13 protein-coding genes are annotated in these 21,790 nt (G+C 61.9%); 11 read left to right on the top strand and 2 right to left on the bottom strand.

Features of this window, described 5'->3' with window-relative positions:
- Window positions 1-122: 122 nt before the first annotated feature.
- The 3 genes from QPC17_RS00815 (at window position 123) to QPC17_RS00825 (ending at window position 2,988) form a co-directional block, all read left to right on the top strand.
- Window positions 123-1,121: a FecCD family ABC transporter permease gene (locus QPC17_RS00815; protein ID WP_062613981.1), complete on the top strand. Its 999-nt coding sequence runs from the start codon at window positions 123-125 to the stop codon at window positions 1,119-1,121.
- Window positions 1,118-1,945 carry an ABC transporter ATP-binding protein gene (locus QPC17_RS00820; RefSeq protein ID WP_285347363.1) on the top strand — a complete coding sequence of 276 codons (828 nt, stop codon included), beginning with the start codon at window positions 1,118-1,120 and terminating at the stop codon, window positions 1,943-1,945. The genes QPC17_RS00815 and QPC17_RS00820 overlap by 4 nt, the downstream gene beginning before the upstream one ends.
- Before the next feature lie 77 nt (window positions 1,946-2,022).
- Window positions 2,023-2,988 (top strand): ABC transporter substrate-binding protein, encoded by a 966-nt coding sequence (locus tag QPC17_RS00825; protein ID WP_101923817.1) that lies wholly within the window; start codon window positions 2,023-2,025, stop codon window positions 2,986-2,988.
- A gap of 10 nt (window positions 2,989-2,998) precedes the next feature.
- Here QPC17_RS00825 and QPC17_RS00830 read toward each other — a convergent pair whose 3' ends face one another.
- A complete protein-coding gene (locus QPC17_RS00830; RefSeq protein ID WP_068539284.1) occupies window positions 2,999-4,255 on the bottom strand; it encodes an AI-2E family transporter in 1,257 nt (418 codons plus the stop codon).
- Window positions 4,256-4,382: 127 nt separating this feature from the next.
- Here QPC17_RS00830 and QPC17_RS00835 point away from each other — a divergent pair, with 127 nt between their 5' ends.
- The gene (locus tag QPC17_RS00835; RefSeq protein ID WP_101923818.1) at window positions 4,383-6,173 is read left to right on the top strand and encodes a BCCT family transporter; all 1,791 of its coding nucleotides are present in this window, start codon (window positions 4,383-4,385) and stop codon (window positions 6,171-6,173) included.
- 177 nt (window positions 6,174-6,350) lie between these two features.
- Window positions 6,351-7,469 (top strand): class I SAM-dependent methyltransferase, encoded by a 1,119-nt coding sequence (locus QPC17_RS00840; protein WP_285347364.1) that lies wholly within the window; start codon window positions 6,351-6,353, stop codon window positions 7,467-7,469.
- Here the strand turns inward: QPC17_RS00840 and QPC17_RS00845 are convergent.
- Complete coding sequence (locus tag QPC17_RS00845) at window positions 7,466-7,810, bottom strand: DsrE family protein (protein WP_070445715.1); 345 nt, start codon at window positions 7,808-7,810, stop codon at window positions 7,466-7,468. The two genes, QPC17_RS00840 and QPC17_RS00845, sit on opposite strands and share 4 nt — an antisense overlap.
- A 369-nt stretch (window positions 7,811-8,179) precedes the next feature.
- On the opposite strand from QPC17_RS00845, the gene QPC17_RS00850 reads away from it, so the two are divergent.
- The 6 genes from QPC17_RS00850 to QPC17_RS00875 all read left to right on the top strand — a co-directional run bounded on the left by QPC17_RS00850 (window position 8,180) and on the right by QPC17_RS00875 (window position 21,789).
- On the top strand, window positions 8,180-8,368 hold the full coding sequence (locus QPC17_RS00850; protein ID WP_285347365.1) for a hypothetical protein: 189 nt from the start codon (window positions 8,180-8,182) through the stop codon (window positions 8,366-8,368).
- Between the two features lie 296 nt (window positions 8,369-8,664).
- Complete coding sequence (locus QPC17_RS00855; protein ID WP_349018033.1) at window positions 8,665-13,119, top strand: G5 domain-containing protein; 4,455 nt, start codon at window positions 8,665-8,667, stop codon at window positions 13,117-13,119.
- A 675-nt stretch (window positions 13,120-13,794) separates the two neighbouring features.
- The gene (locus tag QPC17_RS00860) at window positions 13,795-16,371 is read left to right on the top strand and encodes a type I restriction-modification system subunit M (RefSeq protein ID WP_285347526.1); all 2,577 of its coding nucleotides are present in this window, start codon (window positions 13,795-13,797) and stop codon (window positions 16,369-16,371) included.
- Window positions 16,372-17,619: a restriction endonuclease subunit S gene (locus QPC17_RS00865; RefSeq protein ID WP_285347367.1), complete on the top strand. Its 1,248-nt coding sequence runs from the start codon at window positions 16,372-16,374 to the stop codon at window positions 17,617-17,619.
- Window positions 17,620-18,025: 406 nt separating this feature from the next.
- Window positions 18,026-18,604, top strand: a complete 579-nt coding sequence (locus QPC17_RS00870; RefSeq protein ID WP_210382963.1) for a restriction endonuclease subunit S domain-containing protein — start codon at window positions 18,026-18,028, stop codon at window positions 18,602-18,604.
- Complete coding sequence (locus tag QPC17_RS00875; RefSeq protein ID WP_285347368.1) at window positions 18,601-21,789, top strand: type I restriction endonuclease subunit R, EcoR124 family; 3,189 nt, start codon at window positions 18,601-18,603, stop codon at window positions 21,787-21,789. Before QPC17_RS00870 ends, QPC17_RS00875 begins: the two co-directional genes overlap by 4 nt.
- Window position 21,790 lies beyond the last annotated feature (1 nt).

The raw sequence follows: 21,790 nt of genomic DNA on the forward strand, positions 1-21,790 counted from the left end.
GCCTTAGGTGACCGGTTGCCGCGCGCATGTCGCTAAGCTGATCGGCCCTCCGTTCGACGCGCCGGCGGAGAGTGCGTAGGCTGAAACGGTCCAGATGGCAACGAGAGTGCGAGGAGGTTGCCATGAGCAAGCGCGGGCTCCTCATCGGGTGCGTGGCCCTCGGTGTCGCTATGCTCCTCGCCGTTGCCATCGGCCCGATCCTCACCCCGCCAGCCGACGTCGCCGCCGCCCTCTCCCGTGCCATCACCGGCGCTGATGCCCCCGCCTCCGACGCCCTCATCACCCACATCCGCCTCCCACGCGTGCTCATGGCCGCGCTCGTGGGCGGGGCGCTCGCGGTGGCCGGGGCCGCCATGCAGGCCGTGTTCCGCAACCCGCTCGCCGAGCCGGGGATCACCGGGGTGGGGACGGGAGCGGCCGCGGTCGCGGTGGTCGTCATCGTGTCCGGGGCCTCGCTCGCGCATCCGGCCCTGCTGCCGCTCGGCGCGTTCGCCGGGGCGTTGGCCGCCACTGGGCTCGTGCAGCTGGTGGGGGCGCGCGGCCCGCGGGCGTCCACGGCCACGATCCTGCTGGTGGGCGTGGCTCTCAACTCCTTCCTCGGCGCTATCATCGCCGCCACGATCGCCAACGCCCCCGACGCCGAAAACGCCCGCTCGGCCATCTTCTGGCTGAACGGCGACCTCGCCGGGCGCACGATGTCCGACGTCGCGCTGGTAGTGGCGCCCGTGGTGATCGGCGCGATCGGCGTGGGCCTACACGCCCGCGAGCTCAACATGCTCTCCCTCGGCGCCTCGACGGCCCAGAGCTCGGGGGTGGCGGTGCGGCGGGTGTCGCACACGGTGCTGGCCTTCGCGGCGCTCGCCACCGCCGGTGCCGTGGCTACCACGGGCGTGATCTCGTTCGTCGGGCTGGTGGTGCCCCACCTCATTCGTCTGGCGCGCGGGGAGAACTACCGGATGCTCATCCCCGCGTCCTTCATCTTCGGCGCGGTGTTCCTCATCGTCGCCGACACCGTAGCCCGCATGATCTTCACCCCCGTGGTGCTGCAGACCGGGGTGGTGACGGCACTGGTGGGCGCGCCGATGCTGCTCTTCCTCGTGCTGAGGGAGGGGCACCGATGAGCGGGGCGAGCGCCGGGCAGCCGATTGCTGGGCGCGCGGCGGCCGCGGTCAGCCTGCGCGGCCTTCGGGCCGGCTACGGCGACCGGCCCGTGCTGGACATCGCCCACCTCGAGCTCGGCGCCGGCCGGATCGTGGGTCTCATCGGTCCGAACGGCGCGGGCAAGTCCACGCTGGTCAAGGCCATCCTGGGGCTGGTGCCGGCTGAGGGTGTGGTGGAGGTCGGCGGGGAGAGCCTTGCCCGACTCTCTGCGCGCCGGCGGGCCGAGCTCGTGGCCTACCTCGCCCAGGAATCCCTGCGCGGCTCGGCCTTCACCGGCCGCGAGGTGGTGGAGATGGGCCGGTATGCCGCCCTCCCGCGCTTCGGTTCGCTTTCCGCCGACGACGACGCCCGTGTCGCGTCCGCCCTTGCCGCCACCGGCGCGCTGGCCTGGGCCGAGCGCCCCACCCGGCAGACCTCGGGAGGTGAACGCCAGCTCACCGGCCTGGCCCGCGCTCTCGCACAGGACGCGCCCCTGCTCTTGCTGGATGAGCCGGTCTCCGCGCTCGACCTGTCCCACGCCGTGGCCGTGCTCAAGGTGCTACGGCCCTGGGTGGCGGCCGACCGGCGTCGGACCGTGATCGCCGTCCTGCACGATCTCACGCTCGCCGCCCGGTTCTGTGACGAGCTAGTCCTCCTCCAGCCCCGGCTGGGAGGGGCGCGGGTGCGGGCCCGCGGCACGCCAGGCGAGGTGCTCACTCCCGAGGCGATCAAGGAGATCTACGGCACGCCCGTGGACGTCCGGCCCTCCCCGGTCACCGGCACGCTCGTCGTCACCCCGCTCTAGCACCGCTCACGCAGGCTCCGCGAAGCCCCTGATCACATGCCCTCCTATCCATTTTCGACTCACGAAAGGTCAACATCATGAAGAAACTCCTTGCAGCCGCAGCCGTCCTGGCCCTCGCAGCGTGCTCCCACGCGCCGGCGAGTTCGGGGGAGGCCGGGCCGTCGGCGTCGGGAAGTGCCGAGACCACAACCCAAACCGATGAGCCTACGGATACCGTGACGGAGACCAGCGCCTACACGCGCATCGTGGCCACCAGCCCCGAGACCAGCGACATGGTCCTCATGCTCGCTGGGCCGGAGAACGTGGCGGTGATTTCGGCGTCGGCGGCGTCGCCGATGGGGCAGAACCCGGAGCTCGCGCGGCAGGTGACCGAGCGGCTCGAGACGGGCATCAACCCCGACGCCGAACAGATCCTGTCCTACAACCCGGACCTGGTGGTGATGACGGCGCGCTTCGAGTCGGAGAGCGGGGTGGCCGAGCAGCTGCGCGCAGCCGGCGTGGAGGTGCTCGACTTCGACGGCCACGAGTTCGACACCCCGGAGCTGTACGCGGCGGCGGTGGAGAAGATGGGCGAGAAACTGGGGATGCCGGTCACGGCCGCGGGGCTGACGAACGATTTCCTGGGGCGGATCGCGCAGATCGACGCCGAGGTGGCGCAGGTTGAGAGCAAGAAGAGCCCGGCGGTGCTCGAGCTCATCGCGCGCGGGGGCAAGGTCATGGCGATGGGCGTGAACAACGTGGTGCCCGGCCTGGCGATCCGCGCGGGCGCCACCGACGCCGGCGCGGCCGCCGGCATCACTCGTACCATGCCGATCGACGCCGAAACCCTGCTCAAGGCCAGCCCCGACATCTTGTTCGTGGAGGATTTCATGGGCGCCGGACTTGAGCCCTTCGAGGATCTGCTGGGCAACCCGGCGCTGGCCGACGTGCCCGCGATCAGGGACGGGCGCGTGGTGCTACTGCCGATGAACGAGGCCTCCTCCACGGCCGGCCTGCAGATGGACAAGGGCTACGCCACGATCGCTACCGAGGTGCAAAAGTAAAGGTGAGGGGTTAGTCCTCTTCAGGGAGCACCTTCTCCTGCGGGATGTCGGGAAGCTCGGTCATCTCCTCGTCGCCCTGGCGGAGCGTGCGGTAGACCGACCAGGCGATCGCCATGAGCGGGATCGCAATCACCGCGCCCACCAGGCCGCCGGCGAAGCCACCTGCCGCCACGCCAATCGCCACCACGATCGGGTGAAGCGCCACCTGGCGGCCCATGATAAGCGGCTGGAGGAGGTGCCCTTCGATCTGGCCAATGCCCGCGATGCCCACGCCCACGACGATGAACTTGACCAGGCCGCCCGACGCCAGCGCTACGATCATCGCCACCACCATCGCCGCCGGTGCGCCGACCAGCGGAATGAACGTGCCGATCAACACCAGGACGGCGAGCGGGGCTGACAGCGGCACGCCCACGATTGACAAGAAGATGAAGGCCAGGATCCCGTTGATGATCGAAATGATGACGGTGCCGCGGGCGTACCCGGAGAAGGCCACCCAGCCGGCCGTCGCGCCCAGGTGGCTGCGGTAGCGGTTGCGCGCCGGGAGCAGGTTCAAGAACCACAGCCACATCTGAGGGCCCTGGGCAAGGAAAAAGAAGGTGACGAACAGCGACAGAGCCAGGATCGTCATGACGACGGCGAAGTTCGAGGCGTTGGCCAGCACGGTCTGCGCGATGGTGCCCGCGTTGGACTGGATCCAATCCGTGCCCGTGGACACGGCGTTCGAGATCGCCTCGGACAGGTCCTGGCGGGACAGGTGCCAAGGCAGGTTGTCGCGGGTGAAGAAGTCGAGGATGGAGTTCACGCCGTCCTGAAACTGATTGGCCAGCGAGTCCCATTCGTTGGCCACCGAGTAGACTACGTAGCTGACCATCCCGCCGAACACAATGAAGCCAAACAGCATGGCGAGCGCGGTGGCAGCCGTGCGGGGCATGTACTTCGACAGCCACGATACGATCGGGTAGAGCACGGCGGTGAGCACGAAGGACAGGAAGACGCCCAGGAACACCTCGGTGACCGCGCCCAAGATCCACGCGATCGCCACGATCACGATCCCCAGGCCGATCAGCATCCAGGAGGCGAGCCCATACTTGGCCAGCCAGTGCGGCACGCCCAGCGCCGAGTTCATCGCCGCCGGGGGCGCCACCATGCCACCCCACGTGCCAGTGGATTTCCCCGCGGCGATCGCGGCCACCTGTGCCTCATCCGTAGCCACCTGCGCCTTCTCGGTTGACGCCTTTTTGCGCCCACAAATCCAATTCATCATGCCTTCGAGCCTACTCGCTTGTGCCGGTGGGCACGACCCGTCCCGCCGCCCCGCCTGGCGGGAGAGAAATCGCATAGTCTGCGCCCAATACTGGAATATATGCGGAATTTATTCAAAGAATGGAGGTATGGAAGAAAAGAATCAGGACGTAAACTGGAGCGAACCGCTCGACGCTAACTCATCAGCCACCTCGGAGCTCGCCGCGCTCCTGTCAGTGGAAAAGGAAATCAACGCGGCAGACATTCAAGAAAAACCAGTCGAACTTGCCTCCGAAACCGCCGACGGCTCCATCAGCTGGCCCGTGGTCATCCCCGCGATGGCACTGGTGATCGCGGTGGTCGCCTGGGGACTCGGCGCCCCGGACAACTTCGAAAACGCTGCCTCGGCCATGTTCAGCTGGGTGCTTGAGAACCTGGGGTGGGCGTTCGTCCTGTTCTCCACGGTGTTCGTGGTATTCGTCGTCGTGATCGCCGCCTCGAAATTCGGCTCGATCCGGCTGGGCGCCGCGAACGAGCAACCGGAATTCTCCAACACGTCGTGGGTGGCGATGATGTTCGCCGCCGGCATGGGGATCGGACTCATGTTCTACGGCGCCTCCGAGCCGCTCGCCTTCTACCGCGACGGCGTGCCCGGCCACCAGCCCAACGAAGTGGGCACCGCGATGGCCACCGCGATGTTCCACTGGACCCTGCACCCGTGGGCCATGTACGCGATCGTGGGCCTCGCGATCGCCTACTCGACCTACCGGATCGGGCGCAAGCAGCTGATCTCCGCCGCCTTCACTCCGCTGATCGGGGAGAAGCACGCGAACGGCGCGCTGGGTAAGGCCATCGACTCCCTGTCCGTCTTTGCCACTGTGTTCGGCACCGCCTGCTCGCTCGGGCTGGGCGCCCTGCAGATCCGGGCGGGCCTGACCGCGGCCGGTATCGTGGAGAATCCGGGGACCGGGCTGATCGTGGCGATCGTGTCCGTGCTGACCCTGGCCTTCCTGCTCTCCGCAATGTCTGGCGTTGGGCGTGGCATCCGCTACCTGTCGAACGCGAACATGGTCTTCGCCTCGATCCTCGCGGTCGCCGTCTTCATCCTTGGCCCCACGATCGCCCAGCTCAACCTTTTGCCCGGCTCGGTGGGCGCCTACCTGTCGCGCTTCTTCGAGATGGCCGGCCGCACCGCCGAATCCGCTAACGGCACTGCCGGCGATTGGCTGTCCGGGTGGACGATCTTCTACTGGGCCTGGTGGATCTCGTGGTCGCCGTTCGTAGGCATGTTTATTGCGCGGATCTCGCGCGGGCGCACGGTGCGCGAGTTTTGCATGGGTGTTATGTTCATCCCTGCCGGCCTGTCCACAGTGTGGTTCGCGATCTTCGGTGGGTCCGCGATCTCGATGGAGCTCGCCGGCGAGTCGATCTACGGCGATGGCAACGTGGAGTCGCAGCTGTTCAACCTGTTGCACTCGCTACCGGGTGGGTTCGTGCTTGGGTTGGTTGCGGTGTTGTTGCTCGCCACCTTCTTCATCACCTCCGCCGACTCCGCCTCCACGGTCATGGCCTCCATCTCACAGGGCGGGAAGTCCACGCCTACCCCGTGGTTGTCCGGCCTGTGGGGTCTACTGACCGCGGCCATCGGGCTCACCCTGCTCGTGTCCGGCGGCGACAGTGCCCTCGGCAACATCCAATCGGTGACCATCGTGGCGGCCACCCCGTTCCTCTTCGTGGTGGTGGCGCTCATGTTTGCCCTGGTCAAGGACCTGCGCAACGACGTCGTCTACCTCGACCAGCGCTCCCAGGAGGCCTTCCAGCGCCAGCTCGCGATCGAACGCCGCCACCGGCGCGAGCGCGAGGAGGAGAAGCGGCTCAACCGGGCGCTGCGCCACGCGATGGGCCGCCGCGGGCCCCGGGAGCACAGCAAGACTGAGTAGTCCGCGCTGATCCTGTAACTAACTGGTGAGTCTGGGGGCGTTGCTGAAAACGGGGCTTTCGGGCTCAGATTCACCAGTTAGCCACGCCGGGGCGTTTGCTGCCCCGCCACGTGGCCCACAGGGCGGGCCAGCGGGAGTGGGTATGATGTGCGGGAACCGACTGAAGGCGGAAGTGACATGACCTCAACCCTTGACCAGCTGATCTTGGACGTGGTGGCGGCCGAAGCGCCGGGCGCCGCGTCCGTGGCGATCCTCGACGACCCCGCCGCCACCCTCCTGCGTAGCGCCCTTGATGCCGCCGAGCGGGTGTGGGTGGCCTCGCGCACGGTGATGCAGGCGCGCGAGGCGGATCGGATGGCTCGTGAGCTGGGCGCCCGCGATCGCGTGCGGATCGCGGGCGCGGACGGTCCCCTGCGTCTCGATGAGTTCTTTACGGAAAAGATTGACGTGGCGCTCGGCCACACCCCGAAGTCGCTGGAGGAGGTTGCCTATCTCGCCGGGTCCGTGCCCGCCGGCGCCCTTATCTTCGGGGCGAATAACAAGCATATGGATCGCGGGCACAACGCCACGCTCGCCCGCTATTTCACTGACGTCCACGCCTCCCGCGGCCGCGGCAAGTTCCGTTGCCTTGTGGGCACCGGCCGCACGGGCCAGGGCTACGAGCCGGCATCCCGTGAAACGGAGGCTGGGACGATCGTGGGCGTGGGCGGGGTGTTCTCCGGCGCGGAGGTCGACCACGGCGGCCAGCTACTGGCCGACACCGCCCTGGCCGAGCTTCGTGCCGAGCGCCGCAAGGCGAAGCTCGCCGCAAACCCGTGGGATTCCTGGGAGGCGCCGAGCGAGGTCGATACCGGCCGCAGCGTCGTCGACCTCGGATGCGGCAACGGAACCGTTGCCCGCATCGTGCTTGCCACCCTGCCCGACGCCACCGTGCTCGCCACGGATGCCGATGCCGACGCCGTCGTCTCCGCCAGCCTCACCCTCGCCGAGTTCGGAGACCGCGCCCGCGTGACCTGGGACGACGCCGCCGGGCAGGAGCCGACCGGGAGCTCCGACGTCGTGCTCCTCAACCCGCCCTTCCACGCGGGCACGGCGCTGGACGCCACGCTCGTCCAGGACCTGCTCGACGCGGCCGCGCGCCTCCTGCGCCCCGGCGGGCGTCTCTACATGGTCCACAACAACCATCTGCGCTACCGCCCGGAGGTGGAGCGGCGGGTGGGCCGCACGCGCCAGCTGGCCCGGAACGCGAAGTTCACGGTGCTGCGGGCAGACGTGTCGTTCGGTTCGCAGGTTTAGGCCTTGACGTACCCGTAGCCCTCGGACTGGAGCTTGGCGATCTCCACGATGCCGGCGGGGACCACCTTGACGTATTCGGGGATGAGCTCTTCCTTGACTTGCCGCTCGCCGAGCGCGATCTGGCACACCACGAAGGACACGCCTTCGGCTTCGAGGCCGCGGATGCGGGCCATGCGGTTGGGGTCGGCTTCGAGTTGGGAGAAGGAGCGGACGGCCCCGCCGTTGGCGACCACCACTGCGCGGTGGCGGTCGTCGGCGCGGATGAAGTTGCGTACGGAGCGCAGGGTGAACGGCCAGCGGTCGTTCTCGTTGATGTGGAAGACGAGCTTGTAATCGGACATTCTTTTCCCCTTCGAAAATCCCGGCGTGTGCCGGTTGTCACCTGATTATTCTTCTGGTGCTCACACTACAATGTCCGCGGAGTATTTTCACGTCAAGATAAAGCCTTACCCTATCGGTTCTAGCGGGTGCCCGTGCGTCCGCCTGCCCGGCCCTCTTGTTCACGACGCCCGAGCCGCCCTGTCCGCCTGCGGGATCGCCTTGCCTTCACCCACCCCACAAGCGGCCTGGCTGCCGTGACGCAAAAGCTTTCGAGGTGGTGCCGTGGCGAATCAACACGCGTTCGCCTTGCTGGCGGCTCGCTACCCGGTCATGAAGGTGCTGGGCGCGGTGCTCGGGATCGTACTGACCGGCGTCGTCCTGTACTGGGTGTGGTTCGCCCTTGCGACGTCGACCAGAGCAGTGGCGACCAGACGGCGTTCGTGTGCGACCCCGTCAGCCAGACCGGCGGGAAGAACGGCATCCTTCTGGTCGGCGACGGCATGGGCGACCAGGAGATCACCGCGGCCCGCAACTACGCGGTCAGCAACGGAAACAGATCGCCATCCTCCCCAAGGTGAGAGCATCTAGAACCAATCCTTGACGATCGCTATGTGATCTTATGCTCACTGACAAAACGCCCGTAGGGGAGTATCCCTCAACGCCTTGCTGTTCAATTGTTGGCCGCCTCGGATATGCGAAATCCGCGCAGTGTCGAAAGCAAGAAAAGTGCAGTATCCTAGATGCGAATGCTGTTAACTCCTTTACAAACCTGCCGACCCCGAGCCTGCGAGGCCGGCGGTGGAGAGTGTTCTTGCGCGCCGCCCCGTCCTCCGGCTGCCGCAGAAGTCATATAGAAGATTGGAAGGACTTAGGGATGGATTTATCTAAAGCTTCGACACCGGGAAGGCGCTTTTTGCGTGCCCCGAGTGCTGCACTGACAGCCCTCGCCTTAACTCTGGGCGCATCTGCCGGATCCAGCCTCGTGACGGCCTCACCGGCGTCCGCGTCAACCTTCACCGGCGGCATCCGAGACACGTCCGGCGCGGTGGAGAAGGACGCCCAGAAGGCTTCCGACCTCCCGGCTGGATCGTGCGTTGTCTCTGAAAGCACTCCGGACGGCAGCCAGGCGGGTTTCACGTGGAAGACGTTGGAGCCAAGCGCAACGAGCCCCTCGAAAACCCTATGGGGCGTGAGTGTGTCTTTTGATAACTCGAAAGATCGCACATTCGCTGATTGGAGCTTCACCAATTCGGGTCTACTTGGCGGCGTTCTGGATGTCGGCGAGCTGCCCTCCATGGAAGTCGGTCAGACCTTCCTTGACAAGAACGTCACCCACAAGGCTGACGAGAACATTGAGATTACTGCGGCCGTCCGCCAACGAAACGTTAATATCTATGCAGAGCTGACCGAGGAGAAAATCAAACAGTTCGCCTCGGCCACTGCCGATAACCCTGTGCGTTACGGTTGGCAAAGTAACTACAAGAAAGAGAACCCGACCGGACCGTATGCCTCGCAAGGTAACAGTGCTGGATTCAGCGCTATCGTAAACCCGTGGCCGAGCGAGAACATCGAATGTAACCCGATCACGGTGTCGTGGGAGTCTTTCGAGAAGCACGTTATCGTCCCTGGTGTGGAAACCAAGGTCGGTAAGATCAACGTTCCTGCTGTCAAGGGCGAAGGCACGGACGATTCGATGTCTCGCATGGTCGTGGAGGCCTACGGCGGCAACGGTAAGTTCATCGGCACCACCGACCCGGCAGCGTCCGGCGGTACGCAGAACCTGCGTATCGCCGAAAAGACCGGCGAGATCTACTTCACCTGGCCTGAGTATCGCGGTACCGACTTGGCCACTGACAAGAACGTGAGCTTCTCCGTTCTGGCTAAGCCACGTACCGTGGACCAGCTCCAGGCTGCTGACAAGAACAACAACCTCTATGGCGAAGGCAAAGTCTTCGACAGCTCCAATTCGCTGACTCGCTACAACAAGGCGAACGTCATCGACTCGAAGGCCTTCTCCCTGGATGACACGGAGTACCACTCCCCGAAGTACGACAAGACCGAGGCTTCGATCGTCTCCGGCGTCGATAGCGCTACCGGCCCGATTGCGACCGAGCCGCAGAAGGTCACCTTCACCCAGACCGCTGACCTGATTAAGGAACTGGCAAAGAAGAAGGGCGACGGCGGCTTCGAAGCTAAGGTCACCCTCGACGAGAGGTACGTCTACGAGGGCTGGACCGTGGAGATGGACGAGGACTACAACGTCACCGTCACCGCCCCGGAGAATCCGCGTCCGGGCACCTTCGCGCGCCCTGTTATTACAGTGGAGTACTCCAACGGCTCCACTGACAAGCTTGAACTGCTCGTCGTTGTTGACCCGAACAACACCCAGGTCACCGACCTCGTACGCCCGGGTCTGACGAAGGGCACGATTGGCGACGAGCTGACCGCCCAGGTGGGCACGAAATCCATCATGAAGGGCTACAAGCCGGTTCACCCGGCTAAGTTCGAGATCGATGAGTCCACCGTTCCTGAAGGCTGGACTGTCACTATCGATGAGACCGGCAAGGTCACTGCGAAGGCCGACGACACCGTGGCGCCGGGCACCATCATCACCCCGAAGGTGAAGGCAACCTACCCGGACCAGACCACGGACGAAATCGAGACCCAGTTCCAGGCGATCGTTGACATCAAGATCCCGACCTACGGCACGGTGACCAATAAGCCAAGCGCCAAGGTCACTCTCAAGCCTGAGGTTCCAGAGCGCGGCCTGAGTGGTAACACGAGCGATGAGGCGCCGAAGCGCTACACCTTCAAGGAAGGTAAGACCGAGTACACCGTCGAAGATGAGAGCGGTAAGTGGACCGTCAAGATTGATGAGACCACTGGTGAAATCACCACGACCATTCCTCGGACCGCTCCAGAGGGCTACATCCTGAACGTGCCGGTTCTTGCCTACTACGACAACGTTGACAAGCCGCAAGAGGTCAAGGGCACCGTGGTCGTTCTGAAAGGCGATATCAACGCGTCATACGACGTGCAGACCACCGGCCCGAACCAGGCTGTGAACCACAACGTTCAGGACGCCCCTAAGGGGTCGAAGTTCTCGTTCGGTAAGGATGAGAACGACCAACCGATCACCGAGCAGGAGGTTGACGGCTGGAAGTACAAGGTCGACCCGAACACCGGTGTCGTCACTTCTACCCCTCCGGCAGATGCCAAGCCGGGTGACAGCAAGACCATCAACGTCACTGTTGAAACCCCAGACGGTTCAACTCCGTTGGTGCCTGTCACCACCGTGGTGAAGCTAACCAACAGCTGGGAAGCTGAGCCGACCTACCCTGTAGAAACGGTCTACCCGGGCGAGACCGCGACACTACCAGTTGCTCTGGAAAAGCCAGACAACGTCAACGTCGCAAAGGAAAACCCCTACAAGCTGGGTGAAATTCCGGCCGGCTGGGATGCCCGCATTGACGAGAACGGCCAGGTAACCGCAACCGCACCTGCGGATGCAAAGCCGGGCGACCAGGTCAAGATTCCCGTCACCGTTTCCTACGAAGACGGCTCCACGGATAGCGCTTACGCAGTGGTGAACGTTGTTGACGTTCCTACCCGTGAAGTTCCGTTCAAGGTCGAATACAAGTACGACGACACCATCCCTGCCGGCGAGTACAAGGTTGAGACCAAGGGCGAGCCGGGCTCAGAAAAGCAGAACAAGGACGGCAGCTGGGAGCAGACCAAGGCGCCGGTGAACGAGGTCGTCATCGTCGGCACTAAGCCTGCTAAGAGCGCCAAGGAAGTCACGTGGACGGTTCCGATCCCGTACCCGACCGAGGTTCGCGAGAACCCGGACCTGAAGCCTGGTGAAACCCGGGTTGTTCAGGAAGGTGAGAACGGCGAGAAGACCTATACCGCTAAGTTCACGGCCGAGGGCGATAAGGCTGAGGTAGCCGAGGAGAAGACCACCAAGGAGCCTGTCAAGCGGATCGTTGAGTACGGCCCCGGCCTAGCTCCGAGCGAGCTGGTGACCAAGGTCGAGAAGCCTGTTCCGTTCGAAACCGAGATCGTCTTTGACAACACCCTGGAAGAAGGTCAGCAGAAGGTTGATCAGAAGGGTGAACTCGGTACCGAGGTTGTGACTTCGACTCAGAAGATCGTGGACGGCAAGCCCTCGGGTGACCCGGAAGTGACGACTGAGCGCACCAAGGAACCGGTCAAGCAGATCATCCGTGTCGGCACCAAGACCACCACTGAAGGCACTCACACCAGTGAGTACACCAAGGACGTGCCGTTCGAGACAGAGGTCATCTTCGACGACACGATGGAAGCCGGGAAGCAGGAAACTGTTCAGGAAGGCAAGCTTGGTAAGGACAAGGTCACCACTACCCTGACCATCGAGAACTCGAAGGTTGTGGACTCCAAGACCGAAACCGAGCGTGTGACCGAGCCGGTCAAGCAGATCATCAAGGTCGGCACGAAGGGCAAGCCCGCCTCCACCGAGATCGAGTGGACTGAGAAGACTCCGTTCGACGTCGAGGTGCGCGTCAACCCTGACCTGCAGCCTGGTGAAACCAAGGTTGTCCAGGAAGGTAAGCAGGGTGAGGTCAAGCACACCGTCAAGGTGAACGCCGAAAACGGTAAGATCTCCACGGAGGACACCTCCGAAAAGATCAGCGATCCGGTTAAGCACATCGTCGAGGTTGGTCCGGCCAAGAACCAGACCGAGCTGACCGATAAGCACACCGAGAAGATCCCGTTCGACACGGTCATCGAGTACGACCCGAACCTCGAAGTCGGCAAGATCGTTGAGGACCAGCCTGGCGCTTTCGGCGAAAAGGAAATCACCAAGACCTGGAAGCTCGAAAACGGCAAGCCGGTCGGTGACCCGGAGACCACCGAGAAGGTCGTGACCGAACCGCAGCCGCGCAAGCTGCGCGTAGGCGCCAAGTGCAACTGCGAACAGCCGACCCCGGACCCATCCGAGGACCCGAGCGAAGAGCCGACCCCGGACCCGACCGACGATCCGTCAGACGAGCCTACGCAGGACCCGTCCGAGGATCCGGGTGACAAGCCCAGCAACCCGACTGAACCCGGCACGCCCGGCGACGAGCCGAGCCAGCCTTCCACGCCCGGTGACAAGCCGAGTGATGGAGCTCAGACTCCTGGCACCTCGGGTGGGCACGGTAGCAACCCGGCGGGCTCGAGCAGCTCTGGTAGCTGGTCTCTGCCGCACACCGGCGCCAGCGTCGCAGCGGCACTCGTTGCAGCAGCTATGCTGATCACCGGCGGCGTGGGACTGCTCGCAGTGCGCAGGCGCCCCTCGAAGCGCTGAGCTGTAGAACAGTCACTGCGCTGAGTCGCTGACTAACACAAAAGCGGCGAGGCCACGGGAGAGATCCCGTGGCCTCGCCGCTTTTTGTATACGAATTTGTGTGGCGCGTTCAAAGCTGTCTCCTGCAGTGGGTTCAGGCTGCTCGTAAGGCTGGGTTGCCGTCGCCTGGTGAGGGGGACATGAGCCTGGACAACGTCCGGCTTCGTGCCGCGGGCAGAGCGTCAGAGCCGTGCGGGACATGGCACTCATTTGAACGCGCGAAGAGCATGCATGACGCGCGTGATTGCAGCTATGGAGTGTGGAAAATGTGGCAGGCCCTGCACCGTAATGGCATCGCGGTTAGTTGAGAACAGACTGCTAGACTGATGTGCATAGCTGGAGTATCGGGTAGAGGCAAGGGCACATCACCGGTGACAACTCGTAGCTCGAAGAGATTAGATATGTGTCCTGATCTGGTCGGCCGCGACTTCCACCCAGGACGCTTTAGGCTCTTCTCAATTGGTGGTGTATTGGGTCTATGGCTGGGGCCGGGCCGACGGCGACCGGCCGGCGTGCGGGCAAGCCCACCCAGACGACGACCGGCCGGCCTGCTCAGGTGCCCGCTTCTCCTCCAGTAACATGGCAAGCAGCATGTCGGCGTTGGTGCCGGAGTCGAAGTAGAATGTGGGTTGAGTGATGAATAAGCAGGAGCTTGCTTCCAGGATTTGGAAGTCTGCGAATCGTATGCGCTCGAAGATCGAGGCGAATGAATATAAGGACTACATTCTTGGCTTCATTTTCTACAAGTTCCTGTCTGAAGAGCAGGTGGCGCGGCTGAGGCGGGACGGGCTGGATGACTTGACGGCGCTGACGGAGGACGACGTCGAGATCGTCGAGTACACCCGAGACCTGTGTGGCTACTTCATTTCTTACGAGAACCTGTTTGGCACGTGGCTGGCCAAGGGCAATGATTTCGGCATCGATAACGTTCGCGACGCGCTCTCCGCGTTTAGCCGCAACATTGACCCGGCTCGCAAGAAGGTCTTCAACGGCATTTTTGACACGCTTCAGTCGGGTCTTTCGAAGTTGGGTACGGATGCCCGCGCCCAGTCGAAGGCGGCGCGTGACCTCATCTACCTCATCCAGGACATCCCGATGGGGGGCAAGCAGGACTATGACGTGCTGGGCTTCATCTACGAGTACCTCATCTCGAATTTCGCGGCGAACGCGGGTAAGAAGGCGGGCGAGTTCTACACGCCGCACGAGGTGTCGTTGCTGATGAGTGAGATTGTGGCCTGGCACTTGCGGGACCGCGAGAACATCGAGATTTATGATCCGACCTCCGGATCTGGTTCACTGCTCATCAACATCGGCGCGGCCGTGGCTCGCCGAAATGGGAGCAAGGACAACATCAAGTTCTTTGCGCAGGAGCTGAAGCAGAACACGTACAACCTCACCCGTATGAACTTGGTGATGCGCGGGATTCTGCCGGACAACATCGAGGTCCGTAATGGTGACACGTTGGATGCGGACTGGCCGTGGTTTGAGTCGGAGGAGAATAAGGAGGAAACCTATAACCCGCTGTTTGTGGACGCGGTGGTGTCGAATCCTCCGTATTCTCAGCAGTGGGAGCCGGAGGACAAGGAGCTCGACCCGCGCTTTGCGAACTATGGTGTGGCCCCGAAGTCGAAGGCGGATTACGCGTTCCTGCTCCACGATCTTTTCCACTTGAAGCCTGACGGCATCATGACGATCATTTTGCCGCACGGCGTGCTTTTCCGTGGCGGTGAGGAGGGCAAGATCCGCCAGAACCTGCTGGAGCGCGGCCATGTCCAGGCGGTGATCGGCTTGCCGGCGAACATTTTCTATGGCACGGGTATTCCCACGATCATCATGGTGTTGCGCAAGGCGAGGACGGAACGCGATGTCCTGATCGTGGATGCCTCGAAGAACTTCGTCAAGGCTGGAAAGCAAAACGTGCTGCGTGCTTCGGATATCCAGCGGATTACGGACACGGTGGCGGGATGCCGCGAGGTGGACAAGTTCAGCCGCTTGGTTTCACTCGAGGAGATCCGCGCTAACGACTACAACCTCAACATCCCTCGCTACGTCGATTCCTCGGAGCCGGCGGAACCATGGAACCTGCACGCCCTACTTTTCGGTGGCATTCCGGCGGATGAGTTGGGCAGGCTGTCACCGTTCTGGGAGGCGTGGCCGGGTCTGCAGGAGAAGCTGTTTGACGTGAGCGGGGACGCGATCGCGGCTCGGGATGTCGACGTTGAGGAGGTTGTGTCCAACGACGACGCCGTGGCCGCTTTTCGTTCGGGCTTCGGCCAGGCTGTGGGTTCCTTCCCAGCCCACATCAAGAAGCGCCTCATTGACGCGCGGATGGGTGTCAACGCGCTCGCGGAGCAGGGGATGTTCGCGGCGTTGCTCGAGGAGTCGCTGGATGGCATCCCGCTTATCGACTACTACGATGCGTTCCAGGTTCTCGACGAGGCATGGGATGAGATGGGCCAGGATCTTGAGATCATCCAGACCGAGGGGGACTCGGCGATCACTGCCGTGGCGCCGAACATGGTGGTGCGGAAGAAGAACGGTAAGGAAGTGGAGGTCCAAGAGGGATTCGTGGGAAGGATCCTGCCGTTCGAACTCATCCAGCGCAGGCTGCTGAGCGACGAGCTGGGCGAGCTGGAAGATTTGAAGCGCAGGGCTGCCGAGGCCGGGGAGGAGCTGACCGCTCTGTTTGAGGGCCTACCCGAAGATGCTCCAGACGACCTGCTCAACGAGGCCAAGACGGCGTTCGCGCGCAAGGGTGTAGTCGATTACCTCAAGGGTGTGGGGGTGAAGCCGCGAGCGGTGCCGGAGGACTTCCCGGAGGAGTCAACGGAGCGGATTGCCCTGCAGGCGAAGTCGTTGCTGGAGTCGAAGAGTGGACTCGATAGGGACGTCAAGGCTGCATCGCGCAAGCTTGAGGATGACACGAAGGAGCGATTGGAAGGCCTGAGCGTGGAGGAGGGCCTGGTGTTTCTCCACGACAAGTGGAGCTCGCCCCTCATGGAAGGTCTGGCCGGCCTGGCGGAGGCTAAGGTTGCCGAATGCGTGGCGGCCGTGCGTGCGCTCGCGAAGAAGTACGAGTCCACCTTCGCGGACGTCTCCCAGGAGATCGCCGACACCGAGCGTGAGCTCTCCGCGTTGCTCGGCGACCTCACGGGTAGCGACGCCGACATGGAAGCCATCGGCGAGCTCGAGCGCCTGCTCGGGGGTGAATAAATGCCTGAAGAAAGGAATGTCCCGCAGATCCGTTTCAAGGGGTTCACGGATCCTTGGGAACAGCGTCAGCTGGGCGAGCTCGTCAATAGGCTCGTGCGAAAGAATGTCAATAATGAGTCGACGTTGCCGCTGACTATCTCAGCCCAACACGGGTTGGTCGACCAGATCGCATACTTCAATAATCGTGTTGCGAGTCGAAATGTTAGTGGCTACTACTTGGTGTTCAATGGCGATTTTGCCTACAACAAGAGCTCCTCCGATGGCTACCCATTCGGCACTGTCAAGCGGCTAGATCTGTACGAAAAAGGCGTGCTTTCAACGCTCTATATTGTCTTCGCACCCAAGGGCAGATTAACGGTCAATTCGGATTTTCTTGCGGTATTCTTTGAAACTGACCGCTGGCATAGGGGTGTTGCAGAACGGGCGGCGGAAGGCGCCAGGAATCATGGATTGCTTAATATTGCTGCTGATGACTTCTTAGAAATTGAAATCTCTGTTGCGGCAGAGAACGCCGAGCAGAAAGAAATTGGCCGCTTCCATACGCGTCTTGATCGTCTTATCTCCCTTCATCAGCGTAAGCTCGACAAGTTGACGAACGTCAAAAAGTCTCTATTGGAAAAAATGTTCCCGAAGCCCGGTTCGGATGTTCCGGAGATCCGATTTGCTGGATTTACTGCCCCTTGGGAACAGCGTCAGCTGGGTGAGGTTTGCACGTTCCGGAAGGGGCAGGGCTACAGTAAAGCGGATGTTTCCGACAAAGGCACACCGATTCTTCTGTACGGGCGACTGTATACTCACTATCAAACCTGTATTCGAGGTATTGATACCTATGCGGATGAACGTGCGGATTCGGTGATCTCTCGAGGAGGAGAAGTCCTTGTTCCGGCATCCGGTGAGAGTGCAGAAGAAATCGCGGTCGCCGCATCGTTGGATAGACCAGGAGTCATTCTTGGCGGTGATCTCAATGTCGCAACTCCGTCGGGTGTCTTGAAACCAGAGTTTCTTGCTTATGGAATCACCTACGGTCCTGCACATCAAGATCTTGCGATGCGTGCTCAGGGTAAATCAGTAGTTCATGTCCATAATTCAGATATCGCTGAAGTTCAAATCTGCTATCCGGTTCCTGACGAGCAGAATCTGTTTTCGACCCTGTTTATACGTCTGGACTCTCTCATCGCCCTTCATCAGCGTAAGTTGGACATGCTCGAGAACGTTAAGAAGTCCCTGCTCGAGAAGATGTTTGTCTGAGATTGCGAGCTGAAGTCCGTAATGGAGGTCAACGTGGATCGGGAACGCGCCGTGGAGGAAACTCTTCATTCCTGCGAAATGGCGGACGCATACGTGTCCACGCGGTTCCGAGAGGATTCTGATGAATGCGTCAAGGACGAGATCTCGATCGGGGAGCTGGTGACACGGACGGGGGTGTCAGGGGATTCCGGAAGGCTTGCAGGCTGATGAGTGACAAGCTCGGGGCTCCGTGGATCGGTGGAGAGGTTGGGGTTACGCCTCGTGTCAGTGACACGGATGGCCTCCCGGCAGGTATAGGAGGGACACGGGTGGCCTTAGATAAAGACTTGCCCTTCGTATCGTCGGCATGTTGTGTTGAGAATGAGTTAGATTCAGTATTTGTCTCGCTTGGCCGGCTGGAGGGCGCATGATTATCGGCACTTCGGTCGCAAAGTGCCGGCCCACTTGGGAACAGCGTCAGTTTCGAAACCTGGCTCAGCGTCTGTCTACGGCCGTCATAGGAAACATACTGCCTGCTGTCGAATACCAGGATCTTGTTTCTGGGACGGGAGAACTTAAGACGGACTATCGTAGCTTGTTGCGTGGGAAGACTGGCGTTTTCTTCAGTCCGGGAGATGTGCTTTATGGCAAGCTTCGACCGTACTTGCACAACTGGTTCTTGCCTGGTTTTGAAGGGGTTGCAGTAGGGGATTTCTGGGTACTGCGGCCACAAGAAGTTGATAGTGAATTCCTTTATAGGCTGGTTCAAAGCGAAGAATTCGATAAGATAGCCAACCAATCAAGCGGCACCAAGATGCCACGAGCTGACTGGAACCTTGTCGGCCAGAGTGAGTTCCGTGTTGCTCGATCGGGCACCGAACAGGAGAAGATCGGTGTCGTATTCTCCGCCCTCGACCGTCTTATCTCCCTTCATCAGCGTAAGCATTCGCACTCCAAAACCCGACTTTCAACCCTGCGTCCGCTACAAGTAAAGGAAGTCTCATGACGTTTGAACGTGAATCGGACTTTGAAGAGGCCGTCATCGAGGTCCTGAAGCAGAACGGCTGGAACGATTCGGGCGGCGTGCTGAAGAATCCGACTGAAGAGGATCTCATCCGGAACTGGGCCGAAATCCTGTTTGCTAACAATAAGCACAGGGATCGGCTCAATGGCGTGCCGCTCACGGATAGCGAGATGGCCCAGATCCTCGACAAGGTCCAGGAACTCCGCACCCCCTACGCGCTCAACGCGTTCATCAACGGCAAGACGGTGTCAATCAAGCGCGACAACCCGGATGATCCCGAACACTTTGGCAAGGAGATCAGCCTCAAGATCTACGATCGGCAGGAAATCGCTGCGGGTGACAGCCGGTACCAGATCGCCCAGCAGCCCAGATACCCCGCACACAACCGCATTCGCAACGACCGCCGGGGAGACCTGTGCCTACTGATCAATGGCATGCCGGTCATCCACATTGAGCTCAAGCGCAGCGGGGTGGCAGTTAGCCAGGCCACGAATCAGATCGAAAAGTACTCCCACGAAGGGGTATTCACGGGCATCTTCCAGCTCGTCCAGGTGTTCGTGGCGATGACCCCCACCGAGCTGAAATATTTCGCGAACGCCGGCCCGGACAGGTTTAACCCCGCCTACTTCTTCCATTGGGCGGACGTGAACAACGAGCCGATGTGCGCGGGAGGCGACACCACGCCGCACCCGTGGAAACGCGTCACGGAAAAATTGCTCTCCATCCCGATGGCACACCAGCTCATCGGCTTCTACACCGTGGCTGACGCCACGGACGGTTCCCTCAAGGTGATGCGAAGCTACCAGTATTACGCGGCAAGCGCGATCTCAAACGCCGTGCGCAACCACGACTGGAAGACGCCGCCGCTCGCCGGCCAAAGCGGCCACCTTGGCGGCTACATCTGGCACACCACCGGCTCAGGCAAGACTATGACGAGCTTCAAGTCCGCCCAGCTCATCGCCGATTCTGGCGACGCCGACAAGGTCGTCTTCCTCATGGACCGCATCGAACTAGGCACCCAGTCCCTGAGGGAGTATCGGGCTTTCGCTGATGACGCTGCCGACATCCAGGGGACCAGAAGTACCCTCGAGCTCAGGGAGAAGCTCCTCAGCTCGAGCCCGTCGGAGAAGCTCATCGTGACCTCGATCCAGAAAATGAGCAAACTGAAGATCGACGGTGACATGCTCCGGCAGCACGACGTGGAAATGCTGGCCCGGAAGCGAATCGTGTTCGTCGTCGACGAGGCACACCGTTCGACGTTCGGTGAGATGCTGCAGACGATCAAGCAAACGTTCCCGAACGCCCTCTACTTTGGGTTCACTGGCACACCGATTCTTACCGAGAACAAGAAGAAGGACACGACCACGTCGATGGTCTTCGGCTCCGAGCTACATAGGTATAGCATTGCGGACGGGATTCGCGACGGCAACGTGCTCGGCTTCGACGTCTACCAGGTGACCACGTTCAAGGACGCGGAGGTGCGCAAAGCGGTGGCGCTGGAGAAGGCGAAGGCATCGAACGTCGACGAAGCGCTGGCTGACACGCGCAAGAAGGAGGTTTTCTACCGCTACATGAATGAGGTGCCGATGGGGCCGTCACAGGACGAGCTCGGCCGGTCCCAAGAATCGATCGAAGGGCACCTCACCCAGGCCCAGTACGGAGACGACACGGCACACAAGGACATGGTCGTGTCAGACATCCTCGACCAGTTCCAGGTCCTCAGCCACGGCGGGAAGTTCCACGCGATCCTCGCCACCAGCTCCATCCCTGAGGCGATCACCTACTACCGCAAGTTCAAGGATCAGGCACCGCGTCTGAACGTTACCGCCCTCTTTGATTCGAGTGTGGATAACTCTGACGGTGCGATCGTCAAGGGCGACGCGCTCGAGGAGATCATCGAGGACTACAACTCCTGCTATCGCAAGAGCTTCACGATCCCTACGTGGGCGCTGATGAAGAAGGACATCGCGGCACGCCTTGCACACAAGACTCCCTACGTCACGATCGATAGGGATCGGGACGAGCGGATCGACCTCCTCATCGTGGTTGATCAGATGCTCACCGGCTTCGATTCGAAGTGGGTCAACACGCTCTACCTTGACAAGATCATCCTGTTCGAGAGCATCATCCAAGCCTTCAGCCGCACCAACCGCGTGTTCGGGCCGGACAAGCCGTTCGGGACCGTACGCTACTACCGCAAGCCGCACACGATGAAACGCAACATCGAGGCGGCGGTAAAGTTGTATTCAGGAGAAAAGCCGCTCGACATCTTCGTCCAAAAACTCCCCGAGAACATCGACCTCATGAACGAGCAGGCGGCGGCCATCCGCAGCCTCTTCGAGGTTGCCGGCGTGGCCGACCTCAGCCGCCTGCCCGACACCGAAGAAGAGCGCAAGATGTTCGCCAAGATGTTCATCGAGTTTGACCGGGCCCTTGAGGCCGCCCGGATCCAGGGCTTCACCTGGGACACGTCCACCTACGAGTTCATCGACGACGACGAGCGCCAGGTCACCCGCACGGTCGCCATCGACGAGCGAGCCTACCGCATTATGGTCCAGCGCTATAAGGAGCTCTTCTCGGCGGGCGGATCCGCGGACACCTCCGTGCCCTACGACCTGGCCGGCCACACCATCGAAAACGACACGGAACGCATCGACGCGGACTACATGGAGCTTCGATTCACCAAGTGGCTCCGGGCGCTCAATTCCGGTGACCCGAACCTAGGGGCGATCGCCAACGAACTCCATCGCTCGTTTGCCGCACTGAGTCAGGAAGACCAACGCCACGCACAGACCCTGATTCATGACATCGAGTACGGGCGTGCCGTCGTGGAGGAAGGCCAGACCCTGCGCGACTGCATCAACGCCTACGCCAAGCGAACCGAGAACGCGCAGGTGGCGCAGGTGGTCGACGGTTTCGGGGTGGACAGGTCGGCCCTCGAAGAGCTTCTCCGCCTGAGGCTGACCGAGAACAACCTCAACGAGTTCGGGCGCTTCGACGAGTTGGCCACCACGATCGATGCCAGCCGCGCTATCCAGTTCCTCAGCGAGCACGGCTCGAGTTACGCCAGCGTCTTCCGGGCAAAGATGAGGGTGCGGACCCTTCTCAAGGACTTCGTCCTTGAAGGCGGCTTCGACCTCGAGGAGCGGATAAGAATGGAGGGTTAAC

This window comes from Trueperella bernardiae, assembly GCF_030246965.1.
In the GTDB taxonomy this organism is placed as follows: Bacteria; Actinomycetota; Actinomycetes; order Actinomycetales; family Actinomycetaceae; genus Trueperella; species Trueperella bernardiae.

What these genes read in the sequence shown, in the direction of transcription:
- QPC17_RS00815 (WP_062613981.1), top strand. Translation starts at nt 123, where the DNA reads ATGAGCAAGCGCGGGCTCCTCATCGGGTGCGTGGCCCTCGGTGTCGCT.
- QPC17_RS00820 (WP_285347363.1), top strand. Translation starts at nt 1,118, where the DNA reads ATGAGCGGGGCGAGCGCCGGGCAGCCGATTGCTGGGCGCGCGGCGGCC.
- QPC17_RS00825 (WP_101923817.1), top strand. Translation starts at nt 2,023, where the DNA reads ATGAAGAAACTCCTTGCAGCCGCAGCCGTCCTGGCCCTCGCAGCGTGC.
- QPC17_RS00830 (WP_068539284.1), bottom strand. Translation starts at nt 4,255, where the DNA reads ATGATGAATTGGATTTGTGGGCGCAAAAAGGCGTCAACCGAGAAGGCG.
- QPC17_RS00835 (WP_101923818.1), top strand. Translation starts at nt 4,383, where the DNA reads ATGGAAGAAAAGAATCAGGACGTAAACTGGAGCGAACCGCTCGACGCT.
- QPC17_RS00840 (WP_285347364.1), top strand. Translation starts at nt 6,351, where the DNA reads ATGACCTCAACCCTTGACCAGCTGATCTTGGACGTGGTGGCGGCCGAA.
- QPC17_RS00845 (WP_070445715.1), bottom strand. Translation starts at nt 7,810, where the DNA reads ATGTCCGATTACAAGCTCGTCTTCCACATCAACGAGAACGACCGCTGG.
- QPC17_RS00855 (WP_349018033.1), top strand. Translation starts at nt 8,665, where the DNA reads ATGGATTTATCTAAAGCTTCGACACCGGGAAGGCGCTTTTTGCGTGCC.
- QPC17_RS00860 (WP_285347526.1), top strand. Translation starts at nt 13,795, where the DNA reads ATGAATAAGCAGGAGCTTGCTTCCAGGATTTGGAAGTCTGCGAATCGT.
- QPC17_RS00865 (WP_285347367.1), top strand. Translation starts at nt 16,372, where the DNA reads ATGCCTGAAGAAAGGAATGTCCCGCAGATCCGTTTCAAGGGGTTCACG.
- QPC17_RS00870 (WP_210382963.1), top strand. Translation starts at nt 18,026, where the DNA reads ATGATTATCGGCACTTCGGTCGCAAAGTGCCGGCCCACTTGGGAACAG.
- QPC17_RS00875 (WP_285347368.1), top strand. Translation starts at nt 18,601, where the DNA reads ATGACGTTTGAACGTGAATCGGACTTTGAAGAGGCCGTCATCGAGGTC.